18 protein-coding genes are annotated in these 19,009 nt (G+C 66.5%); 5 read left to right on the top strand and 13 right to left on the bottom strand.

Going from position 1 to position 19,009, the window contains the following annotated elements; translation table 11 throughout:
• Positions 1-4 precede the first annotated feature (4 nt).
• Positions 5-1,024, bottom strand: coding sequence for an Rv2578c family radical SAM protein (locus tag ACFWCF_RS04895; protein WP_378557893.1), 1,020 nt, complete (start codon positions 1,022-1,024; stop codon positions 5-7).
• 152 nt (positions 1,025-1,176) lie between these two features.
• On the opposite strand from ACFWCF_RS04895, the gene ACFWCF_RS04890 reads away from it, so the two are divergent.
• Positions 1,177-1,512: a type VII secretion target gene (locus tag ACFWCF_RS04890; protein WP_378557890.1), complete on the top strand. Its 336-nt coding sequence runs from the start codon at positions 1,177-1,179 to the stop codon at positions 1,510-1,512.
• Positions 1,509-2,747: a hypothetical protein gene (locus tag ACFWCF_RS04885; protein ID WP_378557887.1), complete on the top strand. Its 1,239-nt coding sequence runs from the start codon at positions 1,509-1,511 to the stop codon at positions 2,745-2,747. The genes ACFWCF_RS04890 and ACFWCF_RS04885 overlap by 4 nt, the downstream gene beginning before the upstream one ends.
• A gap of 81 nt (positions 2,748-2,828) precedes the next feature.
• On the opposite strand, the gene ACFWCF_RS04880 is transcribed toward ACFWCF_RS04885, so the two are convergent.
• Genes ACFWCF_RS04880 through ACFWCF_RS04870 form a run of 3 tightly spaced genes read right to left on the bottom strand, consistent with a single transcriptional unit; the run spans position 2,829 to position 5,478 of the window.
• Positions 2,829-3,482, bottom strand: a complete 654-nt coding sequence (locus tag ACFWCF_RS04880) for a hypothetical protein (RefSeq protein ID WP_378557884.1) — start codon at positions 3,480-3,482, stop codon at positions 2,829-2,831.
• Positions 3,469-4,743, bottom strand: coding sequence for a histidine--tRNA ligase (hisS, locus tag ACFWCF_RS04875; RefSeq protein ID WP_378557881.1), 1,275 nt, complete (start codon positions 4,741-4,743; stop codon positions 3,469-3,471). The genes ACFWCF_RS04880 and hisS overlap by 14 nt, the downstream gene beginning before the upstream one ends.
• Before the next feature lie 51 nt (positions 4,744-4,794).
• Positions 4,795-5,478, bottom strand: coding sequence for an MBL fold metallo-hydrolase (locus ACFWCF_RS04870; RefSeq protein ID WP_378558635.1), 684 nt, complete (start codon positions 5,476-5,478; stop codon positions 4,795-4,797).
• A gap of 149 nt (positions 5,479-5,627) precedes the next feature.
• On the opposite strand from ACFWCF_RS04870, the gene ACFWCF_RS04865 reads away from it, so the two are divergent.
• From ACFWCF_RS04865 to ACFWCF_RS04855, 3 genes are all read left to right on the top strand, one after another.
• Entirely contained in the window at positions 5,628-6,500 is an 873-nt protein-coding gene (locus ACFWCF_RS04865) for a peptidylprolyl isomerase (RefSeq protein WP_378557878.1), read from the top strand.
• Positions 6,500-7,273, top strand: a complete 774-nt coding sequence (locus tag ACFWCF_RS04860; RefSeq protein ID WP_378557875.1) for a peptidylprolyl isomerase — start codon at positions 6,500-6,502, stop codon at positions 7,271-7,273. The genes ACFWCF_RS04865 and ACFWCF_RS04860 overlap by 1 nt, the downstream gene beginning before the upstream one ends.
• A gap of 119 nt (positions 7,274-7,392) precedes the next feature.
• On the top strand, positions 7,393-8,262 hold the full coding sequence (locus ACFWCF_RS04855) for a peptidylprolyl isomerase (protein ID WP_378557872.1): 870 nt from the start codon (positions 7,393-7,395) through the stop codon (positions 8,260-8,262).
• A 30-nt stretch (positions 8,263-8,292) separates the two neighbouring features.
• Here the strand turns inward: ACFWCF_RS04855 and ACFWCF_RS04850 are convergent, their stop codons facing one another.
• From ACFWCF_RS04850 to ruvC, 9 genes are all read right to left on the bottom strand, one after another.
• Complete coding sequence (locus tag ACFWCF_RS04850) at positions 8,293-10,620, bottom strand: RelA/SpoT family protein (protein WP_378557870.1); 2,328 nt, start codon at positions 10,618-10,620, stop codon at positions 8,293-8,295.
• 40 nt (positions 10,621-10,660) lie between these two features.
• Entirely contained in the window at positions 10,661-11,218 is a 558-nt protein-coding gene (locus ACFWCF_RS04845; RefSeq protein WP_378557867.1) for an adenine phosphoribosyltransferase, read from the bottom strand.
• Positions 11,215-12,966 carry an ABC transporter substrate-binding protein gene (locus ACFWCF_RS04840; protein WP_378557864.1) on the bottom strand — a complete coding sequence of 584 codons (1,752 nt, stop codon included), beginning with the start codon at positions 12,964-12,966 and terminating at the stop codon, positions 11,215-11,217. The genes ACFWCF_RS04845 and ACFWCF_RS04840 overlap by 4 nt, the downstream gene beginning before the upstream one ends.
• Position 12,967: 1 nt before the next feature.
• Positions 12,968-14,161: a protein translocase subunit SecF gene (gene secF / locus ACFWCF_RS04835; protein ID WP_378557861.1), complete on the bottom strand. Its 1,194-nt coding sequence runs from the start codon at positions 14,159-14,161 to the stop codon at positions 12,968-12,970.
• Between the two features lie 2 nt (positions 14,162-14,163).
• A complete protein-coding gene (gene secD, locus ACFWCF_RS04830) occupies positions 14,164-15,915 on the bottom strand; it encodes a protein translocase subunit SecD (RefSeq protein ID WP_378557858.1) in 1,752 nt (583 codons plus the stop codon).
• A 149-nt stretch (positions 15,916-16,064) separates the two neighbouring features.
• Positions 16,065-16,403: a preprotein translocase subunit YajC gene (gene yajC / locus ACFWCF_RS04825; protein ID WP_378491865.1), complete on the bottom strand. Its 339-nt coding sequence runs from the start codon at positions 16,401-16,403 to the stop codon at positions 16,065-16,067.
• Positions 16,404-16,560: 157 nt separating this feature from the next.
• Positions 16,561-17,667: a Holliday junction branch migration DNA helicase RuvB gene (ruvB, locus tag ACFWCF_RS04820; protein ID WP_378557855.1), complete on the bottom strand. Its 1,107-nt coding sequence runs from the start codon at positions 17,665-17,667 to the stop codon at positions 16,561-16,563.
• On the bottom strand, positions 17,664-18,263 hold the full coding sequence (gene ruvA / locus ACFWCF_RS04815; protein WP_378557852.1) for a Holliday junction branch migration protein RuvA: 600 nt from the start codon (positions 18,261-18,263) through the stop codon (positions 17,664-17,666). The genes ruvB and ruvA overlap by 4 nt, the downstream gene beginning before the upstream one ends.
• Positions 18,260-18,838, bottom strand: a complete 579-nt coding sequence (ruvC, locus tag ACFWCF_RS04810; protein ID WP_378557849.1) for a crossover junction endodeoxyribonuclease RuvC — start codon at positions 18,836-18,838, stop codon at positions 18,260-18,262. Before ruvC ends, ruvA begins: the two co-directional genes overlap by 4 nt.
• Between the last annotated feature and the right edge of the window lie 171 nt (positions 18,839-19,009).

The following is a 19,009-nucleotide window of genomic DNA, read 5'->3' as shown; positions in this document are numbered from 1 at the left end:
CGCTTCAGAAGAGCGTGGGAGGAACGACCGATTCGGACTCCGGGAAGGCAGGCACCTCAACGCTTCGATGCGCCGGTCGTCGGCCTCCGAAGCCGTACTGTTCCACGAGCGGATCGACGCGGGCACCGAGCCAGCGGGTGTATTCCTCCGATACGTATGCACCCCGGCCGTAGAGCCGCCGGTACCGCGGCAGCAGGGCGGGATGTTCCGAACTCAACCACGACAGGAACCATCCTCGCGTGGATCCACGCAAGTGCATCGGGATCACGGTGACACCGGACGCACCCGCATCCGCAAGATCGGCGAAGAGTCCATCGAGGTGCTGTAGCGAATCGGTGAGATAGGGGATCGCAGGAGCGACCATCACGTGACACGACAACCCCGCATCAGTGATAGCGCGGATGAGGTCGAGTCGGGCCTTCGGGGACGGCGTGCCGGGCTCGATCTGCTGTTGCAGCTCGTGATCGCCGATCGCCAGCGATACGGAGACACGGACGTCGACCTGGCGAGACGCGAGGGTGAGCAACGGCAGGTCGCGCCGCAGCAGCGTTCCCTTCGTCAGAATTGAGAACGGTGTGCCTGATTCCGCGAGCGCACCGATGACGCCCGGCATCAATCGGTACCGGCCTTCGGCGCGCTGGTACGGATCGGTGTTGGTGCCGAGCGCCACGTGTTCGCGCTCCCAGGACTTGCGGGCGAGCTCTCGACGCAGAACGGCTGCGACGTTGGTCTTGACCACCAGCTGGGTATCGAAGTCGTGGCCTGCATCGAGGTCGAGGTACTCGTGGGTCGGGCGCGCAAAGCAGTAGCGGCACGCATGGCTACAGCCGCGGAAGGTGTTGACCGTGTATCCGAACGGCAGGCGTGATGCCTCGGGAATCTTGTTCAGCGCACTCTTGCACAACACTTCGTGGAAGGTGATGCCGTCGAATTCGGGTGTCTGCACACGACGTACGAGGCCGGAGCGCGCGAGCCCGGGTAATGCACCGTCGTCTGCATCCACCGCCTGCGTCGCCCACCGCATACCACAGTCGAACATTTGTACGATTATCTGTCAACCGGGACGTCGAATCAGTGTTCGACCGACCTAGCAACCCGTTCGGCGGCCAAGGCCCGGTCGCACCACCCGACGCCTCGAGCTAAAGTGCTCCTCACGTTGATATCGAGGGGGGTTCGATGAGCGGTTTGTTTCCCGGTGCCGGAATCCGGGTGGTTCCCGATGGCGTCCGACTGTACGGAAGTACCAATATTCAAGCAGCAGAACATGTCGCCCAAGCAGGATCGATGGATCTTGGGGCGAATGTGGCGTCGCTGAGTCCGGCCATGGGATTGATCGGAGCCGATTTTCTGGCAGCCTTCGTGGCCGCGCAGAGCGAGCACACACGCGCGGTCGGGCAACTGACACTCGCGTACGCGTCCAATGGCGTTGCCGCCCATGAGGCTGCTGCCGCATATGACGGAACCGACGCCGCGACGTCCATCGCGCTCGCCCGTTCCGGCGGGAAGGCATGAACACCGTCGCGCCGATCCAGGCACCTGAGGCCTCCCCGACCGTGCTCGACGCCCTGCGCGCGTCGCCGGTGGCACCCGTACTCGACATGCCTCTTCCACCGACACCGGAGCTACCCGCATTCGCGGCGCCGGTAGCACCCGGACCGGATTCGATTGCTGAACTGCTGCAGTCGATTCCGGTTCCCACACTTCCGGAGATCGACGAACTGCTCCGACCGATCGTCGAACTCGGAAACATGTTCGGCACCGGCATCTGCGAGGCACTCGACCCTTCGACCATCCTGCAACAGGGATCACGCCTGCTCGACGGGGCTGCCTCGATCGGCCGATCTGCCCTTGCCGCCCTGCCTGATTCGTGGGAGGGCACGGCTGCCGATACGGCGGCCGATCACTCGACCAGAGCGCAGCTCGCGTCGTACGAGTTGAGTGAGCGCGGCGACCTCATCGGTCAGGTGACCCGCGCAGCCACCGCCACCGTGGAGCGCGGGAACATCGAGCTGACCGGCATCGCACAGTCTTTCATCGCGTCCGCTGTGGCGACCGCGCCGGTGGCGATGACTCCGCCCGGTCAGGCGGCGCTGATCGCCTCCGCGGTCGAGCACGTCAGTTCTGCACTCGCGGTCGTTGCACGCACTCGCGGAGAACTCACCGGCCATACCGTGGCGATGAATGCGTTGACTCCCCCGATCCCGGTACCGCCACCGGCGTTGACCTCGATGCCTCTCGATCCGAGCGGGATTGCGAGCGCAGCTGCGGGCGCAGTACCGAAAATCGGTGAGGTCTTCTCCGGCGCGACCGGCGCGACCGGCGAGCCCGCCTCGACCGTCCCGACCTCCACCGCTCCCACCGGCGCGGCCGCTACTACGGCGACCTCGGTCACGTCGGGTGTCGGCGGCGCAGGCATGGGCGCCGGGGGCATGGGGGCCGGATTCGGCAGCGCGGTCGGCAGCTACGGCCCGGCGAATGCCGGTGCGACAGCAATGTCGCCGGCAGGCGCGCCCTTCCCCATGGCTCCGACCTCCAGCGGTGCGAGCGCGGCCGGTACCGCGGGAGCACATGCCGCCCGAGGGCCTGTCCTCGGTGGCGCACCGATGGCCGCAGCGAACCGTGGCGACGACACCGAACACCGCCGCAGTCAGGGCATCCTCGTCACCTCCGGGACGAGCACCGAAGTGGTCGGCGAGCTTCCGTTCGTGACTCCCGCGGTGATCGGAGCCGTCGACGACGAGTGGTGATCGGCTTTCGTCGGCGACCAGACCGGTCGCTACCACCACTCGGAGTAGGACCGTCCGGATCTCGAGAGGATCCGGACGGTCTTACTCGACGAGCGATGCCACCTCATGATCGGTCAATGTCGTCTGCGGCACCCGCCCCGCGGTACGCGCCAATTCGACCGCGCGATACAAGGGGCGTTCACCCAAGCCGGCACCGCGCGCTTCCGCGCGCAGTTGTTCGACCAGCACCGAGGAGATCGCGGCCGCGGAAGCAAGTTCACTCGAGGCGAAGGCGTCTGCCAGCTTCCGTAGCGCGAGGATGTCCAGCTCGCGGCCGCCTTCACCGCTGTACAACGCGAGCGGGATCATGATCAGCCCGTGGCTTCCATCGTTGACCCGGGCGATGACCTGCGACACTCGGGCCGTACGCACGAGAAGTTCGACCCCTGCCAGGTGCTCGAGTTCGACACTGCGAGATCGGAACAATCCACTTGCCGTGATCACTGTTCCGTCGAGCCGGATATGACGCTTCGTCGCAGCGAACACGCCGAGTGCAGGCGGTAGTGCGACAACGGCCGCAACGAGGATCGCGACCCACCACGGTGCGACGAGCCACACGACCGTGCCGACGAGCGCACCCGCGAGAACCGCCAGTGTCGCGAGCTTCCGGGCGCGCGGCGCCAGCAGCTGCGCCGGAATCAGATCGAGTGCCACCGGGTCCGGCCGCGACCCTTTCCTGCCGTCAGGCGCGGTCAACGGCCTCACCCACGCGTGCAACGACGTCGGCGAGCGGCACCGTTTCCTGTTCGCCGTTGCGGAGATCCTTGACGACGATCTCCCCCGCTTCGAGTTCCCGGTCGCCGAGGACCAGAGCGAGGACGGCTCCCGACTTGTCGGCTGCCTTCATCGCTCCCTTGAGCCCGCGACCACCGTAGGCGAGGTCGACACGGATCCCCGCGGCCCGCACGCGATGCGCGATCGGCACCAATGCCGCCTTCGCCGCGTCGCCCATCGGAATTCCGTACACCTCGCACCGGGCAGGAGTGGCCGCCGTCCTGCCCTCCGCGGCGAGCGCGAGAATTGTGCGATCGACACCGAGCCCGAATCCGATTCCGGACAACGGTTGTCCGCCCAGCTGTTCCATGAGTCCGTCGTACCGGCCGCCACCGCCGATGCCGGACTGAGCGCCGAGTCCGTCGTGCACGAACTCGAACGTGGTCTTCGTGTAGTAATCGAGACCGCGCACCATGCGGGGGTTGACCACGTAAGGCACACCGAGCGCGTCGAGGTGTGCGCGGACCTCGTCGAAGTGCGCCTGCGCAGTGTCGGACAGATGGTCGAGCATCAAGGGCGCGTCGACGGTCATCTCCCGAACCTCGGGACGCTTGTCGTCGAGCACGCGCAGCGGATTGATCTCCGCACGACGACGCGTCTCCTCGTCGAGGGGAAGTCCGAACAAGAACTCCTGCAACCGTTCCCGATACTGTGGCCGGCAGGTGTCGTCGCCCAGCGAGGTGAGCTCGAGACGAAAACCCTCGAGCCCCAGGCCACGGAAGCCCGCATCCGCGATGGCGATGACCTCTGCGTCGAGAGCCGGATCGTCGATGCCGATGGCTTCGACGCCGACCTGCTGCAACTGCCGATAGCGCCCCGCCTGGGGGCGCTCGTAGCGGAAGAACGGACCCGAGTACGACACCTTGACCGGCAGCTGCCCGCGGTCGAGGCCGTGCTCGATCACCGCACGCATGACACCGGCGGTGCCCTCCGGTCGCAACGTCACCGATCGGTCACCGCGATCGGCGAAGGTGTACATCTCCTTGGACACGACGTCGGTCGACTCACCGACGCCACGCGCGAACAGTCCGGTGTCCTCGAAGATCGGCAGCTCGATGTGCCCGTATCCCGCCATGCGCGCGGCTCGGGTCAAACCGTCGCGGACCGCCACGAACTCGGCGGATCGAGGGGGAACGTAATCGGGCACGCCCTTGGGAGCCGAGAACGTGGAGGCCTTACTCACTGTCGCTGCTTTCTCTCGTCGGAAGGTTCGTGGTGCCGGGCAGAGCCGCTGTCAGCGGGAACCGGTGAGACCGACCAGGAACGGGTTCGAGGCCCGCTCCTGCCCGATGGTGCTGGAGCCGCCGTGCCCGGGCAGGATCGCGGTGGTGTCGTCGAGCACGAGCAACTTCTCGGCGATCGACGCGAGCAGCTGTTCGTGGTTACCACCGGGAAGGTCGGAACGACCGATCGATCCCTGGAACAGCGTGTCGCCGGTCAGTGCGACCTCGAATTCGGTGCCGTCCGGGTTCGTGGTGCGAGTGCGCAGCACAACGGAGCCCTGGGTGTGGCCGGGGGTGTGATCGACGACGAACTCGATGCCCGCATGCGAGATCTTGTCGCCGTCCGCGAGCTCGATCACCTCGTGCGGCTCGGTGAACGTGGTTCCTTCGAGCATCGGAGCGAGGCTCGATCCCAATCCGACACCGGGATCGCTGAGCATGTGGCGATCGTCCGGATGGATGTAGGTGGGAATCGAGAACCGATCGGCAACGGCCTGAGCGGACCAGACGTGGTCGAGGTGACCGTGCGTGAGCAACACGGCCCGCGGCGTCATGTCGGAGCCGGTGAGGAACTCGACCAGGGGCTCCGCGGCGTCCTGGCCTGGGTCGACGACGACGCACTCTTTCGCGTTGTCCTGCGCAAGGATGTAGCAATTCGTCTGGAACATTCCTGCGGGAAATCCGGTAACGAGCACGAGCATCGCTCCTACGGTGTGGGCATTCGTGGTCTCGTACACACTATGCGCTGTGCCCAGGCGGCCCGTTCTCAGGTTGGGGTGGCAAACTCGACTCGGCCTGAACGCGGGCACCAGCACAACGATCGGTTCACGGGAGGACAACTGCAGTGCCGAGCAATGCACAGCGGCGCCAGGCCGCGAAACGCAAACTCGAGCGTCAGCTCGAACGCCGAGCAGAACGCGAGCGTCAACGGCGTCGTCTGACTATCGGACTATCGGCACTCGGGGTCGTCGTGGTGGTCGGCGCGGCCGCCGCCCTGTGGTCGATGAACGGGGACTCCGAGGACACAGCGACCGACGCCGCAGGCACCGACATCGCGGAGCCCGAGTACCCGGCGGTGCCCGCGGCCCGCGCCGAGCCCCTCCCCGAGTCGGTGAGCTGCGAGTACCCGGCCGACGGCCGCGAACCGTCGAAGCCGGTGGAGCCCCCGCGCACCGACGGAATCCTCACGTCCGGTGACGCCAACACCGACATCAGCGTCAGCGTCGAGACGTCGCAGGGCAACATCGGGCTGATCCTGCACAACGACGATTCGCCGTGCACGGTCAACAGCTTCCTGTCCCTCGCGGCGCAGAGCTATTTCGACGCCACCACCTGCCACCGACTGACGACGGCCCCCACATTGCAGGTACTGCAGTGCGGTGATCCGACGGGGACGGGGTCCGGTGGGCCCGGCTACCAGTTCGCGAACGAGTTCCCCACCGATCAGTTCGCAGCCGACGATCCGGCCTCGCAGGAACCGATGACCTACAAGCGGGGCGCTCTCGCGATGGCGAACGCAGGCCCGGGAACCAACGGCAGCCAGTTCTTCCTGGTGTACGGCGATTCCGTCCTGCCTCCGCAGTACACGGTTTTCGGTGAGATCGACGAGACGGGGCTTGCGACGCTCGACAAGATCGCGGCAGACGGAGTTGCCGGTGGCAGCCAGGACGGCGCCCCGGCACTCGAAACAACTCTCACGAGTGTGAGGATGGACTGATGATCCGATTGCGCACCACCGTTGCCGCCGGCGCAGGCCTGGCCCTGCTGTTGGCCGGCTGTGCCGACGACTCTGCGAGCGACACCACGACGACTACATCGATCAGCTCCGAAGCCGAGCAGCCGCCTGCACTGGGCGCCCTGCCCGAGCGTCCCACGGACGGGGACCCTGTCTCGTGCACCTACACGCCGGACGGTCGTGCCGCCGAAGACGTGACTCCGCCGTCCGACGCGGACGTGTCGGCAACCGGCATCGCCGAGGTCGCGATGACGACGAGCGCCGGGTCCATCGGGTTGTTGCTCGACCGGGCATCCGCACCGTGCACGGTGAACAGCTTCGTCTCGCTCGCCGAGCAGGGCTATTTCGACGACACCCCCTGTCACCGGCTCGTGACGTCGCCGGGGCTGCAGGTGCTGCAGTGCGGCGACCCGACGGGCACCGGCACCGGTGGCCCGGGATACGGCTTCGACACCGAATATCCGGAGAACGTGTACGAGCAGGGTGACCCGCAGCTGCGACAGCCGGTCGTCTACCCGCGCGGCACGATCGCGATGGCCAACACCGGACAACCCGGCAGCAACGGAAGCCAATTCTTCCTGGTCTACGAAGACTCGCAGCTGCCTCCGATGTACACGGTGTTCGGCACGATCGACGAAGCCGGCCTCGCAGTCGTCGAGGAGGTCGCCGCCGCAGGCGACGACGGTTCGATGTCTGCCGGTGGCGGAGCCCCGAACCTTCCGGTTCAGATCGAATCGGTGACCGTGTCGTCGTAGACGAGAGTTCGGAACGCACAGGGTGCTCCTCGCCATACGGCGAGGAGCACCCTGTTTTCACGTCATCGACCGTCGACTCGCCCGCGAGTGCAGCTTTCGGGGTCATATTTTGCCGAAAAGTGACAACACCTCTGCCGAATCATGACTATCTCGGCTACGCTCCCGACTCTGTGATCTCCCCTACATCGACCGGCTCATTCGGATTACGCGGTGTGGTCGCCGTCGCTGGCGTACTCCTCGGCGCGGCGCTGACGGCCGGCTGCTCGAGCGGCGAGGCCGTGACTCCGCCACCTGTGACCACCACATCTCAGGCGCCCAGCCACGCAGTGACGAACGAATACGTGGCGCAGTACTCCCGCCTCCCCGAGGTGCTCCCGCTCGACGCTGCCACCGTCACTTGTTCGTACACACCGACGGAACCGGCCTCACGGGCCGTGACCGTACCCCCGACGTCCGCATCGACAACCGGCACCGTGGAAGTCGGCCTCGAGACATCGATCGGCCGCATCGATCTGGTACTCGACCGCGGTCGCGCCCCCTGCGCCGTCAACAGTTTCGTCAGCCTCGCGCAGCAGGGGTTCTATACCGGTACCTCATGCCACCGCCTGTCCGACGAAGTCGGTGCGCAGTACTACCAGTGCGGCGATCCGACGGGGACAGGCACCGGTGGCCCCGGCTTCACCTACCCGGACGAATACCCCGTGCCGCAGTTGGCAGAGCAGACCGTGACAGGACGCCTCACGAATATCATCGCGTACCCGCGCGGGACCGTGGCCGTCGCAGACAGCGGCAGGGCAGACACCAACGGGAGCCAGTTCTTCCTCGTCACCGGCGACACGCTGCTGCGCCCCGACTACACAGCCTTCGGTCGCATCACCGACGACTCATTGGCACTTCTCGATGCCGCGGCCGCAGCGGGTCACGACGACAGCTCGGTGCTGGGCGGCGGCGCGCCGAACACTCCCGTGACGATCACCGCGGTCGGCTGACACGCACCGTCGCGCGACACACGCCGAGGATCAGGAAGCCGACGTCACACGGTAGACGTCGTACACGCCCTCCACATTACGGACCACGTTCAGCACGTGACCGAGATGCTTCGGGTCGCCCATCTCGAAGGTGAAGCGGCTCACCGCGACCCGGTCGCCGGTGGTGGTGACGGATGCAGACAGGATGTTGACCTTCTCGTCGGCCAACGCCTTCGTCACATCGGAGAGCAATCGGTGCCGGTCGAGCGCCTCGATCTGGATCGCGACGAGGAACACCGACGACGGCGACGGCGCCCACTCGACCTCGATGATCCGCTCGGACTGCTCGCGCAGCGAACCCGCATTGGTGCAGTCGGTGCGGTGCACACTCACCGATCCGGTTCGCGTCACGAATCCCATGATCTCGTCGCCCGGAACCGGGGTGCAGCACTTCGCCAGTTTCGAGACGGTGCCCGGCGCACCCGGTACGAGGATGCCCGAGTCGCCGCTCTGCCGCGACCGGGTGGGAATCGTGGACGGTGTGGACCGTTCGGCGAGTTCTTCCTCGACTCCACCGACACCCCCGAGCAACGCCACGAGTCGCTGCACCGCGTGATGCGCAGACACGTGGTGCTCACCGACCGCGGTATAGAGCGCCGATACATCGGCGTAGTGCAGCTCCTTGGCAACGGCAACCATCAGGTCGGCGTTCATGAGCCGCTGCAGCGGCAGCCCGACGCGGCGGACCTCCTTCGCGATGGCGTCCTTGCCCGCCTCGAGCGCCTCCTCGCGGCGTTCCTTCGCGAACCACTGACGGATCTTCGCCTTCGCGCGGGGCGAGACGACGAAAGCCTGCCAGTCACGGGTCGGTCCGGCATTGGGGTCTTTCGAGGTGAACACCTCGACTACCTCGCCGTTCTCGAGTTTACGTTCGAGAGCGACGAGCCTCCCGTTGACCCGCGCACCGATACATCGATGCCCTACCTCGGTGTGTACCGCGTACGCGAAGTCCACGGGCGTCGAACCCGACGGCAACGTGATCACCTCCCCCTTCGGGGTGAACACGAAGATCTCCTTGACCGCAAGGTCGTAGCGCAACGATTCGAGGAACTCGCCCGGGTCGGCAGCTTCACGCTGCCAGTCGAGGAGTTGACGCATCCACGCCATGTCGTCGACCTCGGCGACATCGCCCGAGTGCCGCCCCTTGGTCTCCTTGTACCGCCAATGCGCGGCGATGCCGAACTCGGCGGTGCGGTGCATGTCGCGGGTCCGGATCTGCACCTCCAGCGGCTTACCTTCGGGACCGATGACCGTGGTGTGCAGCGACTGATACACCCCGTACCGCGGTTGCGCGATGTAATCCTTGAATCGTCCCGCCATCGGCTGCCACAGCGAATGCACCACACCGACGGCGGCGTAACAGTCGCGTACCTCGTTGCACAGGATTCGCATGCCCACCAGGTCGTGGATGTCGTCGAAGTCGCGACCCTTGACGATCATCTTCTGGTAGATCGACCAGTAGTGCTTGGGGCGACCCTCGACGGTCGCGTCGATCCGGGACCCAGAGAGCGACGATCCGATCTCGTCGCGGACCTTGGCGAGGTACGTGTCGCGGGACGGGGCGCGGTTCGCGACCAGTCGCACGATCTCCTCGTACTTCTTCGGATGCAGGATCGCGAACGAGAGGTCCTCGAGTTCCCACTTGACGGTCGCCATGCCGAGCCGGTGTGCGAGCGGCGCGATGACCTCGAGCGTTTCGCGGGCTTTGCGGGCTTGCTTCTCGGGCGGCAGGAACCGCATCGTGCGCATGTTGTGCAGCCGGTCCGCAACCTTGATCACCAGCACCCGCGGATCACGGGCCATCGCGATGATCATCTTGCGGATGGTCTCGGCCTCCGCGGCGTTGCCGAGCACCACCTTGTCGAGCTTGGTGACACCGTCGACGAGGTGTGCGACCTCGTCACCGAACTCCGAGGTGAGCTGCTCGAGGGAGTATCCGGTGTCCTCTACGGTGTCGTGCAGCAACGCAGCGATCAGGGTCGTGGTGTCCATGCCGAGTTCGGCGAGGATCGTCGCGACCGCCAGTGGATGGGTGATGTACGGATCGCCGGACTTGCGCCGCTGACTCGCGTGCCGTTCCTCCGCGACGTCGTAGGCGCGCTGCAGCTGCGACAGATCCGCCTTGGGATACAGCTCCCGGTGAATCGTCACCAGGGGCTCGAGCACCGGTTTGACGGTGGTGCCGCGCTGCCCGGTGATCCGGCGCGCGAGCCTCGCCCGCACCCGCCGCGACGCCGACGTCGACGCAGGTGTCGGTACCGGTGCCGCACCAGCGCTCTGGGGCTTGTCAAGATTCTGGGTCATCCCCACTCCTCCCATCGCTGGCTCCGGTACACCGGCTTTCCGCCAACTGTAATCCTCAGAGACGCACGAGCGACGTCAGTGGGTGGCTTTCCAGGCGTGCGCGCCCACCGAGAGCCTCGAGCTCGGTCACCACCGTGACCCCGACGATCTCCGCCCCGACCCGCTCGAGCAATTCGAGGGTTGCGCCGAGTGTGCCGCCGGTGGCGAGCACGTCGTCGACCACGAGCACCCGGCGCCCCCGCAGCGACGGCGACCCGTCGGGGATCTCTATGGCTGCCGTCCCGTATTCGAGTGTGTACTCGCACTTCTGCACCGGCGGCGGAAGCTTGCCCGCTTTGCGCACCGCAAGCACCCCCACACCGAGCTCACGCGCCATCCCTCCGCCGAGCAGGAATCCGCGAGCGTCGATGCCCGCGACGAGCTCGGCATCCGGAGCGGCCGAAGCCAACGCCGCAACGACCGCCGCGTACGCCGGGCCGTGGGCGAACACCGGCGTGAGATCGGCGAAGCGAACACCCGGGCTCGGAAAATCGTCGACCCAGCGCGTGTGGGCCGTCACCGCGGCAGCGGCCTCTCGGACCAGGTCAGGATCGGCAGTGCGTAGAAAGTTCACCCCGTCAGTATCCACCGATCCATGTTCCACCCCGCACCAGCGGTCGTCGGATTGCCGACTGCAGCGTGCATGTTCGGGGCGAACCCGACGTTGCGCGGCTGCAGGAACAGAGGCAACGTGGGAAGTTCGTCCCACAGGATCCGCTCCCCCTCCTCCACCAGGCCGAGCACCGTCGCATTGTCGCCGGCCACGAGCAGACCGTCGAGGATCTCATCGATCCGCCCGTTCGCATAACCGCCGACGTTGCTTCCCGCACGTGAACTCAACGCGCCGCGCGCATCCTCCATGTCCGCCCGGCCACCTGCGCCGGATACTCCGGCGGTCCCACTGAGAACAGCATCGACCTCGCCCGCACCCAGTTGCGACGGGACGAACGACTCGGACCCCGCGTCGACGACATCGATCCCGGCATCACGGCACGACTGCGCAATCAGTTCGACGGTGCGTGCCCGACGCATGTCCGGAGTGGTATATCCGATCCGCACCTCGAACCGGTCCTGGCCCGACCGTTCACGCTCCGCGCGCGCGGCGTCGAGATCCACACTGCCGAACCGCTCGGAAGGGCCGACCACGAGCGGATACAACGGTGAGTCCGGCGGAAGCAACCGCGATCCGACCGGACCCGAACGCTCGTCCTCGGTCGCGGCTCCGAGCTCGTCGAACAGTTGCTGGCGGGGTACGCACGACGCCAGGGCCCGGCGCGCCGAGGGGTTCTCGAAAACACCGCTCGTCGCCAGGACGAGTTGCTCGAGGTTGCGCGATACCCCGGTCGTGGTCTCGACATCTTCCCCGAGAGCTGCGGTGTGTCCGAGCGCTCCGTCCGCGCTGTCGACGACCTGCACCTGCCCCTCTTCGGCCGCGGTCTGTGCTGCGGTGCCGCGCGGCCACACGACGATCCGGTCGGTCCCCGGCGGATTACCCCACCACCGCTCGTTCGCCACGAGCACGAGACCGTCCTCTACGGTGTAGGACTCGATCCGATACGGCCCGGACGACGGCAGCAGGCTCGGATCCAGAGCACCCGGTGTCAACGTCCATCCGGTGTTCCAGAATTCGGCGATCGGCCGAACCGCTTCGACATCGCCTCCGCTCAGCACGCCGACCAGGTCGGTGACCCCGGACACCCGCGTTGCGACGTGCGAGGGCATCAACTCGGTCGCGCCGAACAGAGCCTTCCAGTCGGTATCACCCCTACCGGGACGGAACACGACGGTGGCGTCCTTGGAACCCGGGGCACAGTCGATACGCTCGATATCGGCATATCCGCCGCGCCGCGCTGCATCGAAGACGTTGGAGTCGGCACCCGAGTCGTCGGGCGCACTGAAACGGCCACTCGCCGCAGCCCACGTGAGCACGAGGTCGTCACACGACATCGGTACACCGTCGGAATAGACGCTGTCCGGAGACAACCGGTACTGGACGGTGAGCTGCTCGCCGGGGACCGCCGTCGCGGTACCGATATCGGTATCCGCGACGACACGGCCCGAAGGACCCACGTATCCGAAGCCGGGCAGCACCCGGGCCAGCGCCTGCCTGGCACCGGAGGCAGCGCCGTCCACCGTGTTTGCGTTGTACGAGGTCACCGTGTTGTCGATCATGTATCCGATCGACGGCAACGGCTCTTCTTCCGTGCCGCACGCCACGGTGGTCACGGCAGCCGCGGCAAGTGCCACGCCGACCGCGACCGCCCGCCTGGACAGACGGCTGCGTCGGGTGTGGGGTCGCTCGTTGCGTTCACTCGCAGCCATATCAGGACCTTCTCTTGGCACGCTTTCCGGTCGGGCGGACACCTGGTTGCGGGGTCCGCTGCGGTGCGGCTGCAGGCCGCTGCGCGGCGAAGCCCACGGTCGGCGCAGCCGAAGCGTCGGCACCCGCCGGTGCGAGGTCCCCGGCCCGGCTCTCCGCACGCGTGGCCGCCTCTTCCCGCTTCGCAAGTACCTTTCGGGTGTGCTTCGCGATCGGACCGCGCCATTCCTTGAGCGTAACGAGAAGCGGGCTCGCGAAGAACACCGACGAATAGGCACCGACCACGATGCCCACCAACTGCACGAGAGCCAGATCCTTGAGGGTTCCGACACCGAGCATCCACACGGCGATGACCATGAGCGCGATCACCGGGAGCACCGAGATGACCGTGGTGTTGATCGACCGCATCAGTGTCTGGTTGACCGCGAGGTTGGTCTGCTCCGCATAGGTACGCCGATGCAGATGCATGATTCCGCGGGTGTTCTCCTCGACCTTGTCGAACACCACCACGGTGTCGTACAGCGAGAACCCGAGGATGGTGAGCAGACCGATGACGGTCGCGGGTGTCACCTCGAACCCGACCAGCGAGTAGATGCCCGCGGTGACGCCGATGTCGAAGAACATCGCCGCGATCGCGGCGATCGCCATGTCACGCTCGTACCGCACCCCGATGTAGACGCTGACGATCACCAGGAACACCAGCAACGCAATGAGCGCCTTCTGGGTGATCTGCCCGCCCCAGGTCGAGCTGACGTCGGCCACACTGATCGCGTTGCGCGAGGGCTCTCCATCGGATCCCACCGGCTGGAACTCTTCGAACAGCGCCGTCTGCACCGCCTCGATCTGACCGAGATCGAGAGTTTCCGTCCGGATCTGGAAGGTGGCACCGGCACCCGCCCCGACGGTCTGCACCGATTCCGGCTCGAACCCGATGGCATCGCTGAACACCGATTCGACCTCGGTGGTGGTCGCGCCTTCCACCGCAGGCATCTGGATCCGAGTACCGCCCTCGAAATCGATGCCCAACGTGAAGCCACGCACAAGCATGCTCAACACGGCGATGGCCACGATGACAGCGGTGATGATGTAGTAGCGCTTGCGATTACCGATGATCTCGAAGGCGCCTGTACCGGTGTACAGGCCGGACAGCTTGCCCTTCCGCGAGACGGTCGATGCCGTCGTCGTCGTGTCGGTCATGGTCACGCCTCCTTCGCCGAAGCCGCAGCGAGCTGACGCTCACGCGCCACCTCTTGAATCGCGCCGAGACCGTTCATGCTCGGCTTGGACCACGTCTTCGACCTGGACGCGAGGTGGACGAGCGGCCAGGTCACCAAGAACACCACGATGACGTCGAGGATCGTGGTCAGGCCCAGAGTGAAGGCGAACCCCCGGACCTGTCCCACAGCCAGGACGTACAACACCGCAGCGGATATGAAGCTGACCGCGTTACCCGAGAGGATGGTGCGGCGGGCACGGGCCCAACCACGAGGCACAGCCGACCGGAAACTGCGACCCTCGCGGATCTCGTCCTTGATTCGTTCGAAGAACACCACGAACGAGTCTGCGGTCATACCGATGCCGATGATCAGACCTGCGATACCAGCGAGGTCGAGGGTGTACCCGATGTACCGGCCGAGGAGCACCATGATGGCGTAGACGGCCAGACCTGCGAGCACCAACGACAATGCGGTGAGCAGACCCAGCATGCGGTAGTACACGAGGCAGAAGACCAGCACCAGGGCCAGCCCGACTGCGCCGGCGATCAGGCCTGCTTCAAGCGAGGCGAAGCCCAAGGTCGCCGAGACCGTCTGTGCCTCGGAAGCAACGAACGACAACGGAAGCGAACCGTATTTGAGGGTGTTCGCCAACTCGGTGGCCTGGACATTGGTGAACTGACCCGTGATCGAGGTGGCACTACCCGCGGGTGTGGCTCCCTGGATGACCGGGGCGCTCACGACCTTCGAGTCGAGGACGAACGCGGCCTGCGAACCGATGTTCGCGGCGGTGTACTGCGCCCACGTGGTGCTCCCCTCGTTGTCGAACGTCAGGCTCACCTCGTAACGCGACTGCTGGCTGTTGAATCCGGAGGTCGCGTCGTCGATCTGCTGCCCGTCGATGATGCTCGGCCCGAGCAGGTAGATCGCGGTGCCGTCGGTCGAGCAGGCCACCAGCGGGAGCGTCGGATCGTCGTTACCCGCCAGCGGGTCGGTGGCCGAACAGTCGAGTGCCAAGGCAGCCTCCTGCTGCACCATCGGGTCCTCGCTCTGTCGGGTCGCCTTCGCCGCAGCGATGTCGGCCGCATCCTGCTCCTGCTGCGTGAGCGGCTCGGAGTCCTCCGGTGCCGGGGCGGGCTCATCCGTCGGCGCAGCGGTCTCGTCCCCGGGTTCGACGGGAACATCAGTGGGATCTTGCGCGGGGAACGGCCTGCCCTGCGGTTCGGGGACATCGCCCGCGGGCTGCTCCGCACTCTCCGGCTCAACAGGTGCCGCCGGGTCGGTTCCCTCCGGTGCTGCAGGGTCGGTTCCCTCCGGTGGCGCCTGTTCGGTCAGCTGATCCGCCGTGAGGGAACTGTCGATCGGGCCCCCGACCACCGGCCGGATGTACAGACGAGCAGTCTGGCCGAGAGTCTTGGCCTGCGCGCTGTCGTCACCGGGCACCGTGATCACCAGATTGTCGCCGTCGACGACCACTTCGGAACCCGACACGCCGAGACCGTTGACGCGGGTCTCGATGATCTGCTGAGCCTGTTCGAGGCTGTCCCGGCTCGGGGTGCTCCCATCGGGTGTACGCGCTGTCAGCGTCACCCGTGTGCCGCCTTGCAGATCGATGCCGAGTTTCGGAGTCGGCGACTTGTCCCCGGTGAAGAAGACCAGTGCATACAACGCGACGAGAATCACCCCGAACAGGGCGAGTGCGCGCGCGGGATGCACCGATCCATTGGAAGGTGCCACGGTCTGTCAGTCTCCTCGATACGAGTGAGTGGGTCGGTGAAAGCGGCCGCGCAGGACGTGACGTGACAGATCGACACCGGCTACCGCGGTGTCGACTGTGTCCAGCCCTGCAGCACCGGCGGCGCCGGCGGGTCGGCCGAGCGTACGCCTCAGTGCTCGGTCGTACCCGTCTCGGGTGATGTGGCGTTGTCGTCCTTGCGCAGCGAAATCGCGTCGAGATCGTCGGCCGCAGACGTCTCCTCGATACGCTCACGGATGACCAAGCGCGACCACACTGTGACGACACCCGGTGCGATCTCGAGATCGACGGTGTCGTCGCGCAGGGCTGCCACAGTGGCGTGCAGCCCCGCAGTGGTCGCGACACGGTCGCCGACGCGCAGCGAGTCCTGAAGCGCAGTGACCTTCTGCATCTCCTTCTTCTGGCGCCGCACACCCAGGAAGGTGGGCACCAGCAGGGCGAGAATCAGGAGCGGGAAGAGCAATTCCATCGTTGAAGTCAGTCCTCGGGTTCGTAACCGGTGTCGCGGTGGTATCCACCACAGCAACGCTCTGTCGGCCTCCGTGGACCGACGCAGTAGACCAGTGTGCCACTACCCCGGACGGGAAGGTATGGCCCGCCGTCCGGCTCGCCGCGACAGGACCCGTTCACTCCTCGGCATACGCGTCGATCTGCGGCTCGCGAGCACGCACTTCGATACCGCCGGCGGCCGCGTCCGGAGGTGGCGTCAAACCCAGCTGCACCCACGCCGCCTGCGTCGCGACGCGTCCTCTCGGAGTGCGCGCCACCATACCCGCACGCACGAGAAACGGCTCGCAGACCTCCTCGACGGTGGCGGGTTCCTCGCCGACGGCAACCGCGAGCGTCGACACACCCACCGGGCCGCCGCCGAAGCTACGCACGAGCGCTCCCAGCACGGCACGGTCGAGCCGATCGAGCCCGATCGGATCGACGTCATACACCTCGAGGGCGGCCTGCGCGATCGCACGGGTGACGATGCCGTCGGCGCGAACCTCCGCGTAGTCGCGGACCCGCCGAAGCAGACGATTCGCGATACGCGGAGTTCCGCGAGAACGACCGGCGATCTCCGTGCTCGCATCCGTGTGCAATTCGATACCGAGGAGTCGGGCCGACCGCTGCAGAATCCGCTGGAGTTCCGGCGGGTCGTAGAAATCCATGTGCGCGGTGAAGCCGAACCGGTCGCGCAGGGGGCCGGTCAGGGCCCCGGAGCGGGTGGTCGCGCCGACCAACGTGAACGGGGCGACCTCGAGCGGGATCGAGGTCGCGCCCGGGCCCTTGCCGACGACGACATCGACACGGAAGTCCTCCATCGCGAGGTAGAGCATCTCTTCCGCCGGTCGCGCGATCCGATGGATCTCGTCGATGAAGAGAACGTCCCCTTCGACGAGGTTCGACAGCATCGCGGCGAGGTCGCCGGCACGTTCGAGAGCCGGTCCGGACGTCAACCGGAGCGACGACCCCAGTTCCCCGGCGATGATCATCGCCATCGACGTCTTCCCCAGCCCCGGTGGACCGGACAGAAGGATGTGGTCGGGCGTACCGCCGCGCATCTTGGCGCCGCGCAACACCAGTTGCAGTTGTTCTCGCACCCTGGGTTGTCCGATGAAGTCGTCGAGGCTCTTCGGACGCAAGCTCGTTTCGATCTCGCCGTCGGACGAGGTGTATTCCGCGGTCACCGGCGACTCGTCGCCGAACTCCTCGGCGAAGGGATCTGCCGGCTCGTCGCCGGTCATCGCGACTTACCCAACGCCGACAGGGCAGCACGCAACGCGGTGGACGTATCGGCAGCAGGATCCGCCTTCAACACCGCGTCGGCCGACTGCTCCGCCTGTTTGAGCGGGAAACCGAGTCCGACAAGCGCTTCGACGACCTGCTCGCCGACCGGCGAGGGCACCGCGGACAGGGCGGGCGACTCCTCGCCGACGCCGTACGCGGCAACCTTGTCGCGCAACTCGACGATCATGCGCTCGGCACCGCGTTTGCCGATTCCGGGAACGCGGGTGAGCGCCGCGGTGTTCCCCTCAGCGAGCGCCGCGCGCAGCGCAGTGGGCTCGAGGACTGCGAGTGTCGCCATCGCCAGACGCGGCCCCACTCCGGACACGGTCTGCAGCAGTCCGAAGAGATCGCGTGCCTCCGGCTCGGCGAACCCGTACAGGGTCATCGAGTCCTCTCGGACGATCATCGCCGTCACGAGGCGCGTTTCGTTGCCGCGACGCAACGTCGCAAGAGTGGTCGGTGTCGCGTTGACGCGGTAGCCGATACCCCCGGATTCGACGACGACGTGGTCGAGTGCAATCTCGAGGACCTCTCCGCGCACCGAGGCGATCACCGTGTCCCTGCCTTCCGGGCCGCGACCTGGTCGCGCAGCCGTTGCTCGTACCGTCGCTTCTGTTCTTCCGCCGCAGCTTCCGCCGCTGCCATCCGCGCCAACATCGGCGCCCGCCAACAGTGACAGATGGCAAGGGCCAATGCGTCGGCAGCGTCGGCCGGTTTCGGCGGGGTGTCGAGTCCGAGGATGCGGGTGACCATCGCGGTCATCTGTTTCTTGTCGGCACTGCCGTTGCCGGTGACCGCGGATTTGACCTGGCTGGGGGTGTGGAACATGACCGGAATGCCACGACGTGCGGCGGAGAGTGCGACCACTCCCCCGGCTTGCGCAGTGCCCATCGCGGTACTGACGTTGTTTTGTGAGAAGACCCGCTCGACTGCCACGACATCCGGCTCGTAGCGGTCGAGCCAGTCTTCGGCGGCATCGGATATCTGCAACAGCCGCTTCGCCAGATCGAGGTCGGCGGGTGTGCGGATCACGTCGACGGCGACGGGCACCACGACCCGGCCCCGGCCCGTGTCGACCATCCCGAATCCGCATCGTGTCAGTCCGGGGTCGACACCCATCACACGCAACCGCCACACCCTTCACCCGCTACGAACAGTTGTTCGAGAGCCTAGCGGAACACCAGGATCGCTGCCCGAACGACACGCGCCGTGCCCCGACCTGCTGCGTGCCCGAGCTGCTGTGCCCCCGACCTGCTGTGCCCCCGACTTGCTGTGCCCCCGACCTTCCAGTGCGGCGGC

It is taken from the genome of Rhodococcus sp. NPDC060090, assembly GCF_042729855.1.
GTDB lineage: Bacteria > Actinomycetota > Actinomycetes > Mycobacteriales > Mycobacteriaceae > Rhodococcus.
Note: the sequence above shows the minus strand (reverse complement) of the source record. Positions and strands in the feature narration are given on the sequence as shown.